Source organism: Brachybacterium sp. GCM10030267 (assembly GCF_042666875.1).
In the GTDB taxonomy this organism is placed as follows: domain Bacteria; phylum Actinomycetota; class Actinomycetes; order Actinomycetales; family Dermabacteraceae; genus Brachybacterium.
This window is the reverse complement of record NZ_JBHTCX010000012.1, coordinates 353,197-370,751: the sequence shown is the minus strand read 5'-3', so window position 1 is coordinate 370,751 and position 17,555 is coordinate 353,197. Positions and strand designations below refer to the sequence as shown.

General features: G+C 67.0%; 10 protein-coding genes. 6 read left to right on the top strand and 4 right to left on the bottom strand.

What is annotated here, in order from left to right; genetic code table 11:
- The first annotated feature begins 155 nt into the window (after positions 1-155).
- The 4 genes from ACFQS2_RS12730 (at position 156) to ACFQS2_RS12715 (ending at position 6,276) form a co-directional block, all read left to right on the top strand.
- Entirely contained in the window at positions 156-719 is a 564-nt protein-coding gene (locus tag ACFQS2_RS12730; RefSeq protein ID WP_377793969.1) for a hypothetical protein, read from the top strand.
- A 69-nt stretch (positions 720-788) separates the two neighbouring features.
- Positions 789-2,126, top strand: coding sequence for a glutamine synthetase family protein (locus ACFQS2_RS12725; protein WP_377793968.1), 1,338 nt, complete (start codon positions 789-791; stop codon positions 2,124-2,126).
- A 13-nt stretch (positions 2,127-2,139) separates the two neighbouring features.
- On the top strand, positions 2,140-5,235 hold the full coding sequence (locus ACFQS2_RS12720) for a bifunctional [glutamine synthetase] adenylyltransferase/[glutamine synthetase]-adenylyl-L-tyrosine phosphorylase (protein WP_377793967.1): 3,096 nt from the start codon (positions 2,140-2,142) through the stop codon (positions 5,233-5,235).
- 123 nt (positions 5,236-5,358) lie between these two features.
- Positions 5,359-6,276 carry a hypothetical protein gene (locus ACFQS2_RS12715; RefSeq protein ID WP_377793966.1) on the top strand — a complete coding sequence of 306 codons (918 nt, stop codon included), beginning with the start codon at positions 5,359-5,361 and terminating at the stop codon, positions 6,274-6,276.
- 10 nt (positions 6,277-6,286) lie between these two features.
- On the opposite strand, the gene ACFQS2_RS12710 is transcribed toward ACFQS2_RS12715, so the two are convergent.
- The gene (locus ACFQS2_RS12710; RefSeq protein ID WP_377793965.1) at positions 6,287-6,808 is read right to left on the bottom strand and encodes a hypothetical protein; all 522 of its coding nucleotides are present in this window, start codon (positions 6,806-6,808) and stop codon (positions 6,287-6,289) included.
- Between the two features lie 634 nt (positions 6,809-7,442).
- On the opposite strand from ACFQS2_RS12710, the gene ACFQS2_RS12705 reads away from it, so the two are divergent.
- Positions 7,443-8,261, top strand: coding sequence for an abortive infection family protein (locus ACFQS2_RS12705; RefSeq protein WP_377793964.1), 819 nt, complete (start codon positions 7,443-7,445; stop codon positions 8,259-8,261).
- Here ACFQS2_RS12705 and ACFQS2_RS12700 read toward each other — a convergent pair.
- The 3 genes from ACFQS2_RS12700 to ACFQS2_RS12690 all read right to left on the bottom strand — a co-directional run bounded on the left by ACFQS2_RS12700 (position 8,219) and on the right by ACFQS2_RS12690 (position 16,939).
- On the bottom strand, positions 8,219-10,030 hold the full coding sequence (locus ACFQS2_RS12700; RefSeq protein ID WP_377793963.1) for a zinc-ribbon domain-containing protein: 1,812 nt from the start codon (positions 10,028-10,030) through the stop codon (positions 8,219-8,221). The genes ACFQS2_RS12705 and ACFQS2_RS12700 overlap by 43 nt on opposite strands.
- Positions 10,031-10,163: 133 nt before the next feature.
- The gene (locus ACFQS2_RS12695) at positions 10,164-12,059 is read right to left on the bottom strand and encodes a DUF262 domain-containing protein (protein ID WP_377793962.1); all 1,896 of its coding nucleotides are present in this window, start codon (positions 12,057-12,059) and stop codon (positions 10,164-10,166) included.
- Positions 12,060-12,082: 23 nt separating this feature from the next.
- Complete coding sequence (locus tag ACFQS2_RS12690) at positions 12,083-16,939, bottom strand: DEAD/DEAH box helicase (RefSeq protein WP_377793961.1); 4,857 nt, start codon at positions 16,937-16,939, stop codon at positions 12,083-12,085.
- A gap of 384 nt (positions 16,940-17,323) precedes the next feature.
- On the opposite strand from ACFQS2_RS12690, the gene ACFQS2_RS12685 reads away from it, so the two are divergent.
- Positions 17,324-17,542, top strand: a complete 219-nt coding sequence (locus ACFQS2_RS12685) for a helix-turn-helix domain-containing protein (RefSeq protein ID WP_377793960.1) — start codon at positions 17,324-17,326, stop codon at positions 17,540-17,542.
- Positions 17,543-17,555: the final 13 nt, after the last annotated feature.

Sequence of the window (17,555 nt, the reverse complement as noted above, 5' to 3'; positions counted from 1 at the left end):
CGGCAGGTCCGTACCCGGCAGTCTAGTTCCGCGTGCCCGCCGAGCCGGCGAGCCCGATCGATTCCGGGCACGGTGCGCCAGGCCTCGTGGGGCGGCCATATGGGAGCCTTGTGGCCCGTCGGCATCCGCGCCGGCGCCGAGAGGGAGGATGGATGATGAGTTCGATCATGCGCACGACGGTCCGCCGCGCGGCTGCAGGTCTGGGCGTCCTCGCCATCGCGGCGGGGGCGGGGGCGTGCACCGGCGGCGACGAGGGGGAGACGGGCGGCCAGGAGACCGCGTCGCAGGAGAGCGACCCGGAGGCCACCCGCGAGGACACCGGTCCGAGCGACGGTGGCGGCGAGGCAGCCTCGGACGCCGGCAGCGGCGAGAACGCGGGCGAAGTCGGCGAGCAGGACGTCTCGGCGGCGAAGGAGCAGATGATCGGCTTCATCCAGGCCCTGGGGGACAAGGACGCCGAAGCGGCCTGCGGCTTCGTCCTGGACCCGGCCACCGATCAGCCGGTCGAGGGGGCCTCCGCCACCGCCTGCGTCGAGACGATCACCGACAGCGACCAGTACCAGGCCCTGTCGCCGCAGGCGGCCGCGATGGTCACCGAGGACATGCTCGAGGCCGACCCCCGGGACGACGGGACGATCGCGATCAGCGTGCCCGGGATCGACACCGAGGTGCCGATGGCGCGGGGGGACGACGGCAGCTGGTACATCAAGGCGCTCTGACCGGGATCGGGCCGCGGCCGCCCGCGGCCCGTTACCCGTTGCCCGCTGCCCGTGCGGCAGACTGGTTGTATGGAACATCTCCACGATGACGTCATCCGGACCGTCTCCGACCGCGACGTGCGGTTCATCCGTCTGTGGTTCTGCGACATCGCCGGGACGCTGAAGTCCATCGCGATCTCTCCGTCGGACCTCGAGACGGCCTTCACCGAGGGCATCGGGATCGACGGCTCCACCATCGAGGGCCTGACCCGCAGCTACGAATCAGACATGATCCTGCGCCCGGATCCGGGCACCTTCGAGCTGCTGGCCTGGCGCGGCGAGACCAATGCGACCGGACGCATGATGTGCGACGTCCTCACCCCCGACGGTGAACCCGCCGCCGCCGACCCGCGCCGCGTGCTGCGCGACATCCTCGCCCGCGCCGAGGAGAAGGGCCTGGAGCTCTTCGCCCACCCCGAGATCGAGTTCTACCTGTTCGAGAAGCCCTACACCCAGGGCGACCGGCTGGTCCCGATCGACAACGCCGGCTACTTCGACCACGTCCACCGCGGCCAGGGCCAGGACTTCCGTCGCACCGCGATCGAGCACCTGGAGGCGATGAACATCCAGGTCGAGTTCTCCCACCACGAGAACGGGCCCGGCCAGAACGAGATCGACCTGCGCTACGCCGACGCGCTGACCACAGCGGACAACATCGTCACCCTGCGCACCGTGGTCAAGGAGGTGGCCCTGTCGATGGGGCAGGTGGCCACCTTCATGCCCAAGCCGATGATCGACCAGCCCGGCTCCGGGATGCACACCCACCTCTCGCTGTTCCAGGGCGGCAAGAACGCCTTCCACGAGCCCGGCGCCGAGTACGGCCTCTCCCGCACCGGCCGCCAGTTCATCGCGGGCCTGCTGCAGCACGCCCCGGAGTACAGCGCCGTGACGAACCAGTGGGTCAACTCCTACAAGCGCCTGTGGGGCGCGCAGGAAGCGCCGAGCTACATCTGCTGGGGGCACAACAACCGTTCCGCGCTGGTGCGGGTGCCCTTCCACAAGCCCACCAAGGGCACCAGCTCGCGCGTCGAGTTCCGGGGGCTGGACTCCGCGGCGAACCCGTACCTGGCCTTCGCAGCCCTGCTGGCGGCGGGCATGGCCGGCATCGAGGGGGAGTACGAGCTGCCCGAGGGCGCCGAGGACGCGGTGTGGGACCTCACCGAGCGCGAGCGCCGCGCCATGGGGATCGAACCGCTGCCCACCGACCTGTTCCGGGCGCTGGAGAACTTCGAATCCTCCGAGCTGATGGCCGGCACCCTCGGCGAGCAGGTCTTCGAGTTCTTCCTGCGCGACAAGAAACAGGAGTGGCAGCGCTATCGCGAGCAGGTGACCGACTACGAGCTGGCCTCCACGTTCGGCCGGGTCTGAGGTGCGCCGGCCGATGACCTCCCAGCCCGCGACCGGTGCCGGCGGCCTCGCCCGCCTCGGCTTCACCCGGACCGACCGCGTCAGTCGCTTCCTCGCCGACCCGGCCCTGGCCGGGCTGCCCCAGGGAGCCGTGGCCCGCATCGGTGCCACGGCCGACGGCGATGATGCGGTGATCGGTCTGCTCCGCCTGGCCGAAGCCGCCGAGGGCTGCGGACGCAAAGCGCTGAAGGACGAGTTCCTCGCCGGCATCGGGACGCCCGGCAGCGCCGGCGACCGGCTGATCCGGCTGCTGGGCACGTCCGTCGCGCTCGGCGACGTCCTCACCCGGCACCCGGAGCTGCTGGAGGCGCTGCGCGAGGGCGATGACGAGCTGGCCACGCCGGCCGCCGCCGTGCGCGAGCGGCTGCTGCGGGCGGTCGGCGCCGACCCGTCGGCCCCCGTGCCCGTCGCCGCCGAGTCCGGGCGGGAGGCCCGCGACGACCTGCGGGTCGCCTACCACGAACGACTGATCCAGATCGCCGCCGCCGATGTCCTCGCCGCGTCCCCCGAAGCTCTCCAGCCGCGGGTCTCAACCGCCCTCAGCGACCTGGCAGACGCCGCCCTGGATGCGGCCGCCGCGATCGCCCGGGCGACCGTCGAGGACCACGAGAAGGTCCGCTGGTCCGTGATCGCGCTCGGCAAGACCGGAGCGCGCGAGCTGAACTTCATCTCCGACGTCGACGTGATGCACGTGGTCGCCCCCGTCGACGATGCCGCCGAGGAGGAGCTGGTGGTGATCGGCTCCGCCCTCGCCCGGGAGCTGGCTCGCGTGTGCTCGGACCGCACGGCCGAGGGGTCCCTGTGGCAGGTCGATGCGAACCTCCGGCCCGAGGGCAAGGACGGTCCGCTGGTGCGGACCCTGGACTCGTACCGCCACTACTACACCCAGTGGGCCCACTCCTGGGAGTTCCAGGCCCTCCTGAAGTCGCGCGCCGCCGCCGGCGACCTCGAGCTGGGCCGGGAGTTCGAGGAGATGGTCGAGCCCTGGGTGTGGAAGGCCTCCACCCGCGAGGGGTTCGTCGAGGACTCCCGCGCGATGCGCCGCCGGGTCATCGCCCACATCCCGCACGGCGAGGCCGACCGCAACATCAAACTCGGCCCCGGCGGCCTGCGGGACGTGGAGTTCACCGTGCAGATGCTGCAGATGGTCCACGGCCGCACCGATCTGGGTCTGCATGCGCGCTCCACGCTCCAGTCGCTCGCCCGGCTGGGCGAGGGCGGCTACATCTCCCGCAACCACGTCGCCGAGATGGACGCCGCCTACCGGTTCCTGCGCTGCGTCGAGCACCGCATGCAACTGCACCGACTGCGCCGCACCCAGGTGCTGCCCACCTCCCCGGCCGACCTGCGACGCCTGGCACGCACCCTGGGCCTGACGCCGGACCAGTTCGACCAGAAGTACAACCGCACCCGCCGCCGCGTGCGCCAGCTGCACGAGGAGATCTACTACCGCCCCCTGCTGGAGACGGCCTCCACGCTCAGCGACGGCGAGATCCGGCTGAGCCCGGAGTCGGCCACGGCCCGCCTGGCAGCGATCGGCTACCGCGACGGGGCCCGCGCCCTGACCCACATCACCGCCCTGACCGAGGGCATCTCCCGGCGCGCGAAGATCCAGCGCCAGCTGCTGCCCGCGATGCTCGAATGGTTCGCCGACGGCATCGATCCCGACCTCGGCCTGCTCGCGTTCCGCCGGCTCTCGGACACCATCGGCTCCGCCCACTGGTACCTGGGCCTGCTGCGGGACTCGGGCCTGGCCGCGAAACGGCTGACCCGGGTGCTCTCCGGCAGTCGCTTCGTCGGCGAACAGCTGGTGCAGATCCCCGAGGCGGTGCGCTGGCTCGCCCGCGACGAGCATCTGCGCCCGCTCTCCCGCGACGTCCTGGGCCGGGAGTTCCTCGCCGTCATCTCCCGGGTCGACTCCGTCGAGGTGGCCCGCGACGTCCTGCGGCGCACCCGCAACCGGGAGCTGCTGCGGATCGCCCTGGCACACCTGACCGGTCTCTCCTCCGCGACCGAGGTCGCCCGCGCCCTCACCGACCTCGCCGAGGCGGTGCTGGAGGCGGGGCTGCTGGTCGCCTTCCATGTCGTCGCCCGCGAGCGCAAGGTGGTCGGCGCCGGCGCCGAGACCCTCGACAGCGTCGAGGAGGTCGATGTCGACACCGCCAAACGCCTGCGCGAGCGCCGCTCCGACCCGGCGCGCGCCCTCGGGGTGGAGATGGCGATCGTGGCGATGGGCAGCTTCGGTGCCCGCGAGATGGGCTACGCCTCCGACGCCGACGTCCAGTTCCTCCTCATCGATCGCGGGGCCGGGCACGCCGCCGGCGAGATCGGGGTGGCTGTGGCCACCCAGGTCCAGCGCATCCTCAACGCCCCCGCCGCCGGCACCGACATGAAGGTCAGCGCGGACCTGCGCCCCGAGGGGAAGAACGGCATGCTCGCCCGCAGCGTCGAGGCATGGATCGAGTACTACCGGCGGGACGCGCAGACATGGGAGAAGCAGGCGCTGCTGCGCGCCCGGCCCGTGGTGGCCTCGGAGGCCGTCGCGGCGCAGCTGCGGGAGGAGATGGACCGGCACCGCTACCCGGCGAGCGGGCTCGACGAGCGCGCGCGGCGGGAGATCACCCGCATGAAGGCTCGCGTGGAGTCCGAGCGCCTGCCGCGCAACGCCGATCCCTCCCGCCAGGTCAAGCTCGGCCGCGGCGGGATGACCGACGTCGAGTGGAGCGCCCAGATCCTCGCCATGGAGCACGCTCACGAGGTCGACGGGTTGCGCACCACCAGCACGCTGGGCCAGCTCGAGGCCGCCGCTGGGGCCGACCTGATCTCCGCCCGGGAAGCCGAGGAGCTCTCGGAGGCGTGGAAGTTGGCCTGGCAGGTCCGCCGCTGCCTGTTCCTGTGGAAGGGCCGCGAGGGGGACGTGCTCCCCACCGACCGCACCGAACTGCGGGCCCTCGCCCAGCTCATCGATGGCGAGGACGGCTCCGCCTCCGAGCTCGAGGAGCGGTACCTGCGGCTGACCCGCCGGGCCCGGCTGATCGCCGAGCGACTCATCTTCGGCCCCGAAGGGTGACCCGCCGCCGCGTGATTCTCGGCGCGTACGGCGCTGTCACCACGGCCGGAGGCCGCCGTCGGCGTACCGTGAACTCCGCCCCCTGTCACCGACCCGCGTGCTATCGCGTCCTCCCGAGGAACCATGACGACCCCCACTCTCAGCGCCGACACCCCGCGTGGCCGCATGTACCGCCTCGAGCCCGACGGACCGCTGCTGTACCCCTCGATCACCACGGTCGCGGGCATGCGCGCCAAGGACCACCTGCAGGGCTGGTACGCCACCATGGCCTCCAAGCGAGCACTGGAGATGTACGCGTGGCTGGACCGCAATCCGGGCCGGGCCGCGGCGGAGATCGCCCGTGTCGCCCGCGACAAGTGGGGCACCCAGAAGCGCATCGCCGCGGCCGCCACCGAGTACACGCGCACCGCGGCGGATTTCGGCACCCTGGTCCATTCTGCCTGTGAGCTGTGGGGCACCAGCGGGGCGCGCCCCACCGCCGCCCAGATCGGCGAGCTCGCCGACCACATGCGCTCCTCGCAGGGAGCCTTCGCCGCCGAGAAGGACCCGCAGGCGCTGATCACCCGCGCCGACGTGCGCCTGGACGGCTACGGCCGGTTCCTCGAGGACTACCAGCCCGAGTTCGTCGAGGTCGAGCAGACGGTCGTGAACCATACCGTCGGCTACGCCGGGACCACCGATGCGATCGTCCGTATCGGCAACACGCTGCTCAGCGCCGACATCAAGACCTCGAAGAAGGTGCGCGGCGACTATGCGCTCCAGGGTGTGGCCGTGGTCCGCGCCGAACAGCTGCTGGATGACGACGGCACCGTGCGGGAGATGCCGGACCTCACGGGCGCGTTCATCATCCACCTGCCCGAGGCCGGCGGCTACCAGGTGGTGCCGCTGCGCACCGGTGACGCCGAGTTCGAGGTGTTCCGCTCCCTGCGCAGCGCGTGGTCCTTCGAGCCCGACGAGTGCGCCCTGGAGGCGTCGTCGGGTCCGCAGGAACTGCTGCTGTCGTTGCTTCGCGCCAAGGGCGGGATGGCCGCGCTGGACTGACCCAGCCGATTCAGGGGACCGGGCCGCCCGCTCGCTCCGTGATCTGGGCGGCCGTCAGCTCCCGGCACCGCTGGACATCCCGCAGGAGGCCGCGACGGCGCCGACCCTCGGGGCGGGCGCGGATCGCAGCGATCTCCTCCTCGGTCCAGGGCATCACGTCGCGGGTGCCGCCGCGGGCGGCCCAGCGCCGGTACCAGCGCGGCGCGAGGCGAGCGGGCCACCAGAAGCAGGACACGGCGATCACGAGCATGGCCAGCCAGATGAACGGCAAGTTCCACCACAGCTGCCGGAGATCCTCGCGTCCGAAGAACTCGAACACGGTCGCCGGCAGGGACATCAGCAGTGCTCCGCCCACCCCGGCCATCGTGAACGGCCAGGTGTTGCGGGAGGCGATCTGTGAGGCGTTGTAGGGCGGCTTGACCACCCACGAGCGGCGCGCCCCGGACAGCGCACGGAGACCGGGCGCCACGACGGCGACGACCACCAGGTGCATCGCCAGTCCGATCACGAGCACGTCGTTCGTCATGTACATCGGGCGGGTTCCGTTCTCTACGGCGCCCGGATGGCGACGCAGCGGGCGAGGCGGGGGAGGGACGCCCGGACGCGGCCACCCCGTGGCCCGTCCGGAAAGCGGCCCCCGCCCTGCACGGATGCAGGTCGGGGGCCGCTGATCGAGCTGACGGCTCGGGGAGAGTCAGCTCGAGAGCCCAGAGGGCTCAGATGTCTCCGTCAGCTCAGATGTCGTAGTACAGCTCGTGAGCGGTGTTATCGCAGGTGCAAGCGCGATGCCGATACATCGTGCAGCTAACGTGCAATAGTCACTCATCGGTTCACCAGCTCAACAAGCCAAGACTCGCGACCGGGGAACGCCAGTGTCGGTGCTCCGGCTTGATCTGGCTACGCTCACTGCACCTTCGGACTGCTGCGCGATCCGGTGGGACCGTGAGATCTCTCCGTGCAGCAATCCTGATCGACCTTACGGAGAGCGGGCGGGCTGAGCAGAGCGACCTCCCGCCCCTGCGGCCCTAGTCGTGACGCCACTACTACACCCGTGTCGTCGGGGCTGCTACCCGCGCCCCGCAGGTACTCAGGGCGGTTCATCGCGTGCAGGTATCCGATAGGCGGACTCGATGGCCCTTGGTGCTTGGGCAGGGGAGGATCTACTGATGATGCCGCCGCCGTGGACCAACGAGGTCGCCCATGCGCTCCGGCGCCTCATGGAACGAGCCATGTACCCCAGCCATGCCGGGCTCGACGACATCTTCGCGCGGAGGCATATCGACGTGCCCGAGATCGACGTGCAAGGGGAGCGGATGAGCAAAGTGCGCCGCCTGCGTGCGGCGTTCGAACAAGCTGACGCACAGGGCGAGGACGCTGTGAAGTGGCTAGTGGCGGACGTCATCGACGAGATGCGATTCCACGACGTGTTCTCCCACCCGGGAGAGGAAAGGCTCGAGCTGGTCGAGAGGCTTCGCGCTGCCCTTGCCAGCGCTGGTGCAATCCTCGATGCCGACGGGCGGATCCAGCGGGGCTACGCCGGCCCGGAGATCTCCGCTGGCGGCCGCGAGACCGTCGACCGACTTCAGGGCAAGCTCCGCAAGGGCGACCTGGATCCCGGGTCGATCCTCGGCACCTCGAAGGATTTGCTCGAGGCAACGGCGAAGCATCTGCTGCATGAACACGAACCCGAGGCGCGCCCCGCCGACATGCCGGGCATCGTGACGCAGGCGATGCGCGCTGCGGGTCTGACGACGAACGCAAACGAGATTGACAGCCCGAACGCGAAGGCGATCGCGGGGCTACGCGGCCAGGTGGTTAAGACGGCGGCGGCGGTGGCCCCATTGCGCAACAATGGAGGGGACGGACATGGGCACCTCGAACCGACGGACGTCAGCCCGGAGCTCGCGGAGTACATCAAGAACCTGACACTCGCCGCGGTCGCCTACCTTCTCTCATCCGTGGACGGCCGCCCCGGCGCGAGCTGAGCGAACCCACCGAGAACCCACGCGACGAAGTCTGTCGCGAGCCGGTTCACGTCGACCGCCGTCGGATGTGATCGCAGCTCCATGTACTGCGGATTGTTGATGGCGAGGCTCGGCAGCTCGCCCTCGCGCACGCGGCAAACGGCGTAGCCGGCGGCCAATAGATCGAGGCTCTTCTCGCGGTCGAGGTTGACCTTGCTGGCGTGCCAGTACGCCCCGTCATACTCGACAACGAGCGGGGTGCCACCGTCCCGCTCGACGACGATGTCCGGTCGCCAAGACCGACGCCGGGAGAAGGCCGGGCTCGATATCGGGGTCCCAGAGGTGGCCGACGAGAAGCGCTCGCGCACCGCCGCGAACAGTTCGAGCTCGATGCGGGACTTCCCGGGGACGCGGCACTGCGGGCACTGCGACCCCGAGACACGCGAGACATTGGTTGCCTGCCATACATGCTCCGAGTTTTCCGGGCACACCCAGGTCGGGGTGAAGTCGAGCCTCTGATTCGGGACGATGTGCCACGGGGTCGTGGGGTTCGACTCGGCCCACTGATCGGCGAGCTCTGGGTAGAACGCCGCGAGCGACCCGAGCTTCGTGTTGCACTCTGGGCACAACAGCCGATAGCGCTTCTCGCGCTCGCGCGGTTGCTGGATCCAGTCGTGACCACAGGTCTGGCACAGCCACCGGATCATCCGCCGGGAGTTCGCACCGACCTTCTCGATCGGCACCGAGTTTTCTTGGTGCCACTGGGCACGAATCTCTGGATCGAGAGGCGCTGCCGGAGTTCCGGGCTCGCGGTGCGCTTGCCCTTCGAGCCGTGAGTCGATGGCGCGACAGGACGTGCACCAGTCGTCAAGCACGTCCACAACGCCACGCGGTCGCCGGTGGCCGCGGCCGCACGGGAAGATGTACGGCCACTCATCACCGTTACGAACGACGGGACTCGTCGCCGGATCCCCCTCGTCATCCCAAAGCGCCATCAGCTCCGGCACTTCGGAAACCATCACACCTTCGTACCGACGACGCAGGGCGCGATGCTCCTCGTTGCGCTGTTCCCGGCAGGCCGGGCAGTTAGGGTGCCCGCCCGTCATGTCGTTGACCTTCCGCTCGAACTTGTGACCCTCCTCCGGGCACCTCCACCAGATCACCCTCGCTCCGCGCAGGGGCGCGCTCTCCCAGTCGGCGGCGTCGTTCAGGTGATGCGCCCACCAAGCCGTCGCGGGATCCTCAGAGTCACGCAGGAGCTTCCGTTCGCGCCTTTTCACCGGCTGCGCCCGCTTCGCGTTCACGCGGCAAGAGCATCCCGACGCGATGTCGCCGGCGCATTCGGCGGACAGGCGCTTGCACGTCCGGCAACGCACATGATGCGGATCGCCGGTCAGGCTAGGGTCGGTCAGCGGGCCCAGGTAGTCGTAGTCATTCGAGTCCGCCCCGGAGCGCACGAGGTCCAGATCCACGGGAGTCAGATCCGGAAACTCGTACTGTCCGGCGGCCACGCGCCGAGCACCCTCGGCCGAGTCCCGCAATCGGCAGGCGCCGCAGCCATGGCGATCGCCGAGACCGAGCACGTACTCGAAACGTACGTGTGTCTCGCATCCGCAGTCGCGGCACCGCGTCAATAGGTGATCAGTCGGTCTGGCGAACGTCTCGAGAAGATCCAGCCCGCGTTCGGCGAACATCTCGGCAATGTGCGTCTCGCACCACGTCGGCTTCGTGCGGGTGCCGAACGCCGCCTCGATCTCGCAGCCTTCGGTGTGGCAGGTCTGTGTCGTCACGACACCAGTTTCACCCGGGGACCGCGCACCTCGGAGTCGACACGACGACGGCGGGAGTTCAGTCCCGCATAGTGGTATCGCGCGGTGGCCCCGTGATTGTTCCGGATTGCGGATGCTTGGCGTCTACTGAGCCTCAGTTCTCCTCGAGGCCTTCCTCGCGGACATCCGGGTCGTCGACGAAGTTCTCGGGACGGTCCGAGTCCTCTGAGTCAATTTCCCAGTCACGAGCCACGGCCTTCCCCATCGCCTTCTCCAGAATCGCCACCATCCGTGCGCGACGGTCGTCGAGGAACGCGTCGAAATCTCCTGAACGTAGGAGAGCAGGGTCGATCGCGTGCGTGCGGATGTGCGCATCGACCTCGTCCGGAGAGAGCCCCTTCGCATCGAGCCTCTTCATGTAGACAGACGGCGAGTCACCACTCAGCTTGATGTTGGTGCTCTTCGAGAGCGGCGTCTTGTTCAGGATGGTCTCGCGCCGCCAATCTTCGATACCGTTCTTCCGGCACCATGCCTGCGGGAAGACATGGTGGATATCGACCTGCAACTCGTCGTAGGCAATGAAATCTAGCGTGCGGTCTAGCATCCAGTCCTTCGCGGTGGGTTCCTGCGCCATAAGTAGGGCATAGACGCCCTTGTATGCCGCGGACAACCGGCTCCGCAGGGAACCGAGTCGGGATTCGGCGAAAGTCGCCCGCGCGACGGTGTCGGGAACTACCGACCCTCCCGTCGCCCATCCGGGCACCTGTTCGGCGTCGCGACCGATCTTCGTCTCGATGGTTGCACCGTACTGTTCGCCGAGCACTCCGCACCAGAACCACTGGTTGATCTTGGCGCGCACGGCGTGCTCCTCGGCCCGTTCCCCCAGCAGCACGTGGAAGATCGCCAGGGCGATGAGTTGGCTGCGATACGGAACGTCCCGACTTCGGTGGATGTGCAGCGACCGCAGGTGCCGCGCGACGGCCGGGAGCGCCTCACGGAACCGAGGCGCGAAGCGCAAGTAGTCGGCGAGATCCATGTTGAGGATGTCCTCGCGGCGCGCGCTGGTGGCCGGAACTTTCTTGCCGGTCACGCCGGAGGCGATCGCCTCGTTCCTGCGCGCAAGGGTGACGAGAACCGAGATGCCCATCAGCACGTCCGTGTTGCGGAGGTCGGCCAGTACCCGGTGCGAATCGATGACTCCCTGGGTGATCTGCCAGTCCTCACCCAGGCGGAAATCCTTGCCTGTCCTCTCGTAGTACGCGCTGTCCCCGGCGAAGGTCGCGGTGAGCAGCTCAAAGGTATCGAGGGGAAGTCCACCCGTGTTGACCTTCTCGAACACGGTGGCGACTGCGTCCTTGGTAATGGTCTTGGTCAGTTGGATCGCAGGGATCTGGTATTGCTGCATCGGATAGAGGACAGACGTTGTGAAGCTCTGCATGAGAGCGGTCCGCTGGCCCTCCCCGTTCGGCCCGGGCACGTCCATGTAACCGAAGAGCCAGGGCATCGCCGCCGCCTGGTCGAAGAGCACGCTAAGCGGCATGAGGCCTTTGCGCTGCTGCTTCTCCGTGGTGGAGACGTCGTCGATGATGTCCTTCCCAAAGTTCTCGGTGATGATCCCGGATTCTGGATAGGAGACAATCGCTTCGTCCTGATCTCGCGAGTCCCCAAGAGCCTTCTCGATGTCGACGAAGTAACGGCGGCGCATCCGATGGTGGCGGGCGTCCTCGGTGTCGACGATCCCGTCCCCGGTGAGCGCCTGAAACATTGAGGTCATGCGCTGTTGACCGTCGAGGAGCAGCAGGCTCGGATCGGTGGTCACGTCGTTTGCGCCCGTGATCGGCCGCGGCTTGAACCGGATGTTTTCACCTCCAGTCTCGAGGGTCATGATCACGCCCATTGGGTGTCCGCGAAGGATCGTGACGAGCAGCGATCTGATGCGGTCGTCGTCCCAGCGGTACGCCCGCTGAAAGTCAGGAAGCTGCAGCTGTCCTTCAGCGGCTTGCTTCAGAAGTTCGGTGACGGTGTACAGGGGCGTCTGGAACGTGGCCAAGATCGGAGTCCTTCGGAGGGAGTTCAGGTTGCGGTATCGGAGATCGGCGGCAGGGAGTCGGCAATCTTGACGGTACGAACCGACACGGTGATCACCTTCTGCAACAGGTCGAGGATGTAGCGAGGGTTGCCGTGCTCGACGCCCCACTGGTTCGGGTCGTTGACGATGCCGGAGGCCCTGTCGTTGGTGACTTGGTACTGGCGGATGATCCACTCGACCGCACTGCGTGAACCGAGCTGGTAGCGGTAGGCGACTTCCGGGATGCCCTTCACCGTGATGTTCGGGTTCAGCACGAGGGAGTCCGGCGCATCTGCGGCCCTCGTCCCGGAGGGAAAACGCATCTTCTGGACGCGGTAGTAGTCCTCCTCGCCACCCATCGGAGGCTGCTCACCGCCGACAACCTCTAGCGGGTAGGGCTCGGCATCCTCGTAGTCTGCGTGGAGGTGGAACAGCTCGCGTCCAGCCGCCGTGAACTCTTGGAACCTTCCCGTGGGAACGTCAGGTATACGGGGCAGCATCTGCTTGAGCTCCCCGGCGTAGCGCTCGCGGTACTCGGGGGAGTGGAGCAGGCCATAGACGAAGAAGAAAATGTCGTCCTTGGTGACGTCGCTGCCGTAGCGCTCGGTAGTGAGACCGTGGATCGCGTCGGTGATGTTGTCGATCCGGCGATATCCCTCCACGATGTCGCCGTCGAGTCCGAGGGCTAGCTCACCGTCAGGTAGGGGCTCCCAGGAGTAGCGCGGGAAGAACTGGCCCGTATCCAGAGCGTGTAGATCCGGGACCTGACGGGTGCCGAGGACGGAGAACTCGTGGTGTGAGGACACTCCAGTCATGTAGAACCCGTAGTTCTCGTGCTTCGGGGTGGGGAAGTAGCGGCGCGCGACTGCTGGGCGGTGGATGAGGCCATCGGTGATGTCGACATGCTGGGTGTTGAAGGGGCGGTACAGGCTGTCGATGATCTGGGATCCGGTGCGTTGGATCGGGCGATCCTTGGCGAGCCGATCACGGAGTCCGCTGGTCCACTTGATGAGGGCGTCGTCCGTAGCGACCACACCGACGGTGTCGGCGCCCTTCGGCTTGGTGATGCGGTGCTTCTCGGCGTGTGTGGCGAAGCGGTCGCGCTCGGCGTCGTAGGTCTCGATGAACCGTGACAGGTTGGCGTCGAGCGCGTCGCGGGAGTGGTTGTAGACCCAGGCATCCCGGTTTGTCTGGAGGCCTGCGCTGTAACCCTTGAATACCCGGATCCCATCGTCGGGGTCGCCGCCGAGGATGGGGTAGGTCAGGTAGTTCTCGTCTCGCTGGTTGATCCAGTCGCCGTGCTCGTTGGGTTCGATCTGGCGCCAGGGGACGGCGTCGAGGGTGGCGTCGTTGACGATGGCGAGCTTGTCGTTGGCGGTCAGGTAATCGCCGATGTCGCGGTAGTGGATGGTCGCCGGGCCGGTGTGGTGTTTGGTGCGGACGAGAAGGAAGATCGCGACGGTGTTACGGGAGCCAGCGCCGAAGATCTTGCCCCCTTCCTTGCGGGAAGTCTCGCCTGCGGTGCGTTGATTACCGCGAAGGTTGAAGACGTAGATGCTGCTGAACTCGTCGGTGAGGGTCTTCCGGACGCCGGCGGCGGTGTTGCCTTCGATCCAGCCGCCGTTCGTGACGAACCCGATGACGCCTTCGTCGCCGACTCTGTCGGAGGCCCAGCGGATGGCGCGCATGTAGGAGTCGTAGAGGCTGTTCTTGTTCGTCGCCACGGTGCGAGCGGCGAAGGTGTCGCGCACGCGGGCGTCGAGGGTCGGGTACTTGACGTTGGCGTTGTCATCGTTGCCGGAGGTCTGCCCGACGGAGTATGGCGGGTTGCCGACGATGACGCGAATGTCGAGAGCCTTCTGGGCCTCTGCGCGAGAGTTGTTGGTGGGGAACACAACCTCGTCGGCGAGGTCGCCATCCTCGGTGAGCTGGAACGTGTCGGTCAGAACGATGCCGTCGAACGGCTCGTAGGCCTCCTCGGTGAGTTCCACATGGTCGGCTGCGGCTTGGAGGTCGTGGAACGTGGTCTCGATGTTGATCGCGGCGATGTAGTAAGCGAGCAATAGGATCTCGTTGGCATGCAGTTCGCTGGCGTACTTCCGAGCGATGTCCTCGGGCTTGATGAGCCCGGACTGCAGCAGCCGAACGATGAACGTTCCGGTGCCCGTGAAGGGGTCCAGGACGTGTACGCCTTCATCGCTGATGGAGCGCCCGAACTCCTGCTGAAGGACGTCGTTGACGGAGCGGAGGATGAAGTCAACGATCTCGATGGGGGTGTAAACCACGCCCATGGCGTCGGCCGTGGAAGGAAAGGCGTTCTTGAAGAAGGACTCGTAGAGTTCGGTGATGATCCTCTGTTTACCCTCCGCGTTGTCGATACCCGCTGCCCGGATGCGGACGGACTCGTAGAAGGCTTCTAGGGAGGCGGCTTCGGCGTCGACGTGCATGGCGGTGAGGGAGGCGACCATGCGCTCCATGACCTGTGAGACCGGGTTTTCATCGGTGAACGTGTATCCCTCGAAGAGGGCGTCGAACACGGGCTTGGTGATCATGTGCTGTGCAAGCATCTCGATCGCACCGTCGCGGGTGATGGACTCGTTGAGGTTCCGCCGCAGGGCATCGAGGAATACGCTGAACTGCCGGGAGGCGGCGGTGTCGGGATCATCGACGAGACGCGTGATCCGGATGATGTGAGCACTGGCGATGGCAGCGATATCCTTGGCCCACTGGTCCCAGTAGGTGCGGGAACCGACCTTCTTCACCATCTGTGCGTAGATCGCGTTGCGCAGCTCTTCCATCTGCGACAGCTTGAGATCCAGGCTGCCCTGCGCAGATGCGCGGCTGCTCTCGGCACTGCTTTCGCCGTCGTCATCGCTGGGGAAGCCGACGCCGATGACGTCGATCTTGTTGTCGCGTTTCTCGTTCAGCTCCACCTTGTTGACCATGGCGTCGAACCGCTCGTCATGCGCACGGAGAGCCTGCAGGACATCCCAGACCACCTGGAAATTCTTGTGGTCATCCAGGGCCTTCTCCGGCTCCACCCCGGCCGGCACGACTACGGGAAGAACGATGTAGCCGTACTTCTTGCCCTGAGCCAGGCGCATCACCCGGCCCACGGACTGCACGACATCGACCACGGACTTGCGGGGGTTCAAGAACATGACCGCGTCCAGCGAGGGAACGTCCACGCCCTCGGAGAGGCAGCGGGCGTTGGACAAGACACGGCAGGCGTTGCCATCGGCGTCCTGCTTCAGCCAGTCCAGGAGTTCGGTGCGCTCCATCGAGTTCATCGACCCGTCTACATGCTGCGCCTCCACGTTGAGGACATCCTCGGGCCCGTCGTCCTCGTGGCTGGCGACGTAGGAGGACACGACATCGGTGAACTGTGAGGCGACGCGCTTAGAGGACTTAATGTCCCGTGCGAACGCGACTGCGCGCCGCATCGGCTGCGCGTCCAGACCGAAGGCGTGCTCGGAGTCGCCGCGTTTGGCCAGACCGTTCCAGCAGCCGATCAGACGAGTCGCGTCATCGAGGGTGAGTTCACCGTTCTCGGCGAACGCGTCCTGCATCGCTTCGTTCACGGTCTCCTGGTTCACCGTGAGGATCAGGACCTTGTAGTCGGTCAGCATCCCCAAGCCGACGGCCTCGCCGAACCCGAGCCGGTAGAACTCCGGACCGTAGACCTCCTCGTCGTCCATCGAGGCGAGCACTGCCTGTGCCTTGCCGGCCTTCGCCTTGGAGGCATCATCGTAAATGCGGGGCGTGGCGGTCATGTAGAGCCGCTTCTCGGCCTTGAGATACTCGCCGTCGTGGACGCGGACGAACGCGGACTCCTCGGTGCCCGATAGCGTCGCTCCCGTGGTGCGGTGGGCCTCGTCACACACCACCAGATCGAACGGCTCCAGGCCGGCCATCTTCTGAGCGTGGGAGACCACGTCGATCGACTGATAGGTCGCGAACACGACACGCATGCCGTCGCCGTTGACACGTGCTTCCTTCATCCGCTGCGCCAGTCGCGCAGGGTCCGTCGTCGCCGGTAGCGCCAGGTCCACGACAGAGATCTCCGAAGAGTCCTCAGAGGCTTTCCTGCCTCGCGACGCCTTCGCATCGGAGCAGACAGCCATGGCAGTCATCCCGAGAGTGGTGTTGTTCGACCACTCCCGCAGCGCCTGCGACAGCAGCGCAATCGAAGGCACGAGGAACAGCACGCTGCCGCCAGCACCCACGTACTCCTCCGTGAGACGCAGTGAGGTAAACGTCTTGCCCGTGCCACACGCCATGATCATCCGGCCACGGTCAGACGTACCGAACCCCTCGACGACCTTCTCAATCGCCGTGCGCTGATACGGCCGCAGATCCGAAGCGCCCGCCAGCGACAGCACCGTGGGCGTGGCAGGGTTGAACGTGGCCCAGTCGATCCGGGACTGCTCGAAGTCCTCCAGCCCGAGCCGGCGAACAGGCACGGACTGCTCCCGGATCGTCGCCTCCGCCGTCGCACCCCAGTGCGTGGTCGTAGACACCACTAGACGCTCCGTGAAGCCGCCACGCCCCGAGGCTGCGAGGAACTTGTCCAGGTCGCCCTTGGAGACCCGGTGAGAGGGCGCGTAGAACTTGCACTGGATCGCGGTCAGCCCGCCATCGCGGCGCTCTGCGACGAGGTCGATCCCGGAGTCGTGGCCCCACTTCTCCGGCCACTGGTCCCACATCCACACTTTCGCGAACTGTGCCGACCACAGCGGATCGGTCTGCAGGAACGACAACGTGAAGCGCTCGAACTGCGTGCCCTGATCCGCAGTCGACGTCGCTCGGTTGTACAGGTCGTCGAGTAGCTTCATCGGGGAGATGGCGGTGGGAGTCGACATGATCCAAGTATCGCTGAGTTGAGTTCGTGTTGGACACGAAGTCTGGATCCCGATGGGCGCGTGCCCGTCTCGAGCTGCGCCTTCGAGCCGAGGCGTGCTCGTTGGTACCGGCCTTCGTAATGCAAGTCACCACGATATTATCCGAGCGACTGCGAGCAATGGAGCATCGGAATTGCCATTCAGAATGTGTTCTAGGGTTAGTACACAACCCGGGGCAACGTACAGCTCTGGACGGGTTGTGTACTGTCCACGGATCGAAGCGCTGGACTCCGAACGGACCCGGCAGTAGCCGACCAAGGTACTTCCACACTCCATGATTCTGGTCTGATTCGTGGCCCCGTCGCTGCCGTGGCTCCGCCACTGCTCTGCGTCTACAGTTTGACCATGTCCGACCTGCCGAAGTTCGTGCCTCTGGAGTACATCATGGCTGAGCTATCGATCAGCAAGCAGCAGGCCTACGCATTAGTGCGCTCGCGGGTGCTGCGCGCCATCCAGGTCGGAGGACGAGGGCAGTGGCGCGTGAGCCTTGAAGAGCTCGACGCCTACATCGACCGCTCCTACGAGGAGACAGCTAGGTTCATTCATCAGGACTCGAACTCCTAGGTCCCGCGGAAGC

Bases quoted from the DNA above. Each gene is read 5' to 3' on its own strand.
- ACFQS2_RS12730 (WP_377793969.1), top strand. From the start codon at position 156: ATGAGTTCGATCATGCGCACGACGGTCCGCCGCGCGGCTGCAGGTCTG.
- ACFQS2_RS12725 (WP_377793968.1), top strand. From the start codon at position 789: ATGGAACATCTCCACGATGACGTCATCCGGACCGTCTCCGACCGCGAC.
- ACFQS2_RS12720 (WP_377793967.1), top strand. From the start codon at position 2,140: ATGACCTCCCAGCCCGCGACCGGTGCCGGCGGCCTCGCCCGCCTCGGC.
- ACFQS2_RS12715 (WP_377793966.1), top strand. From the start codon at position 5,359: ATGACGACCCCCACTCTCAGCGCCGACACCCCGCGTGGCCGCATGTAC.
- ACFQS2_RS12710 (WP_377793965.1), bottom strand. From the start codon at position 6,808: ATGTACATGACGAACGACGTGCTCGTGATCGGACTGGCGATGCACCTG.
- ACFQS2_RS12705 (WP_377793964.1), top strand. From the start codon at position 7,443: ATGATGCCGCCGCCGTGGACCAACGAGGTCGCCCATGCGCTCCGGCGC.
- ACFQS2_RS12690 (WP_377793961.1), bottom strand. From the start codon at position 16,939: ATGTCGACTCCCACCGCCATCTCCCCGATGAAGCTACTCGACGACCTG.
- ACFQS2_RS12685 (WP_377793960.1), top strand. From the start codon at position 17,324: ATGTCCGACCTGCCGAAGTTCGTGCCTCTGGAGTACATCATGGCTGAG.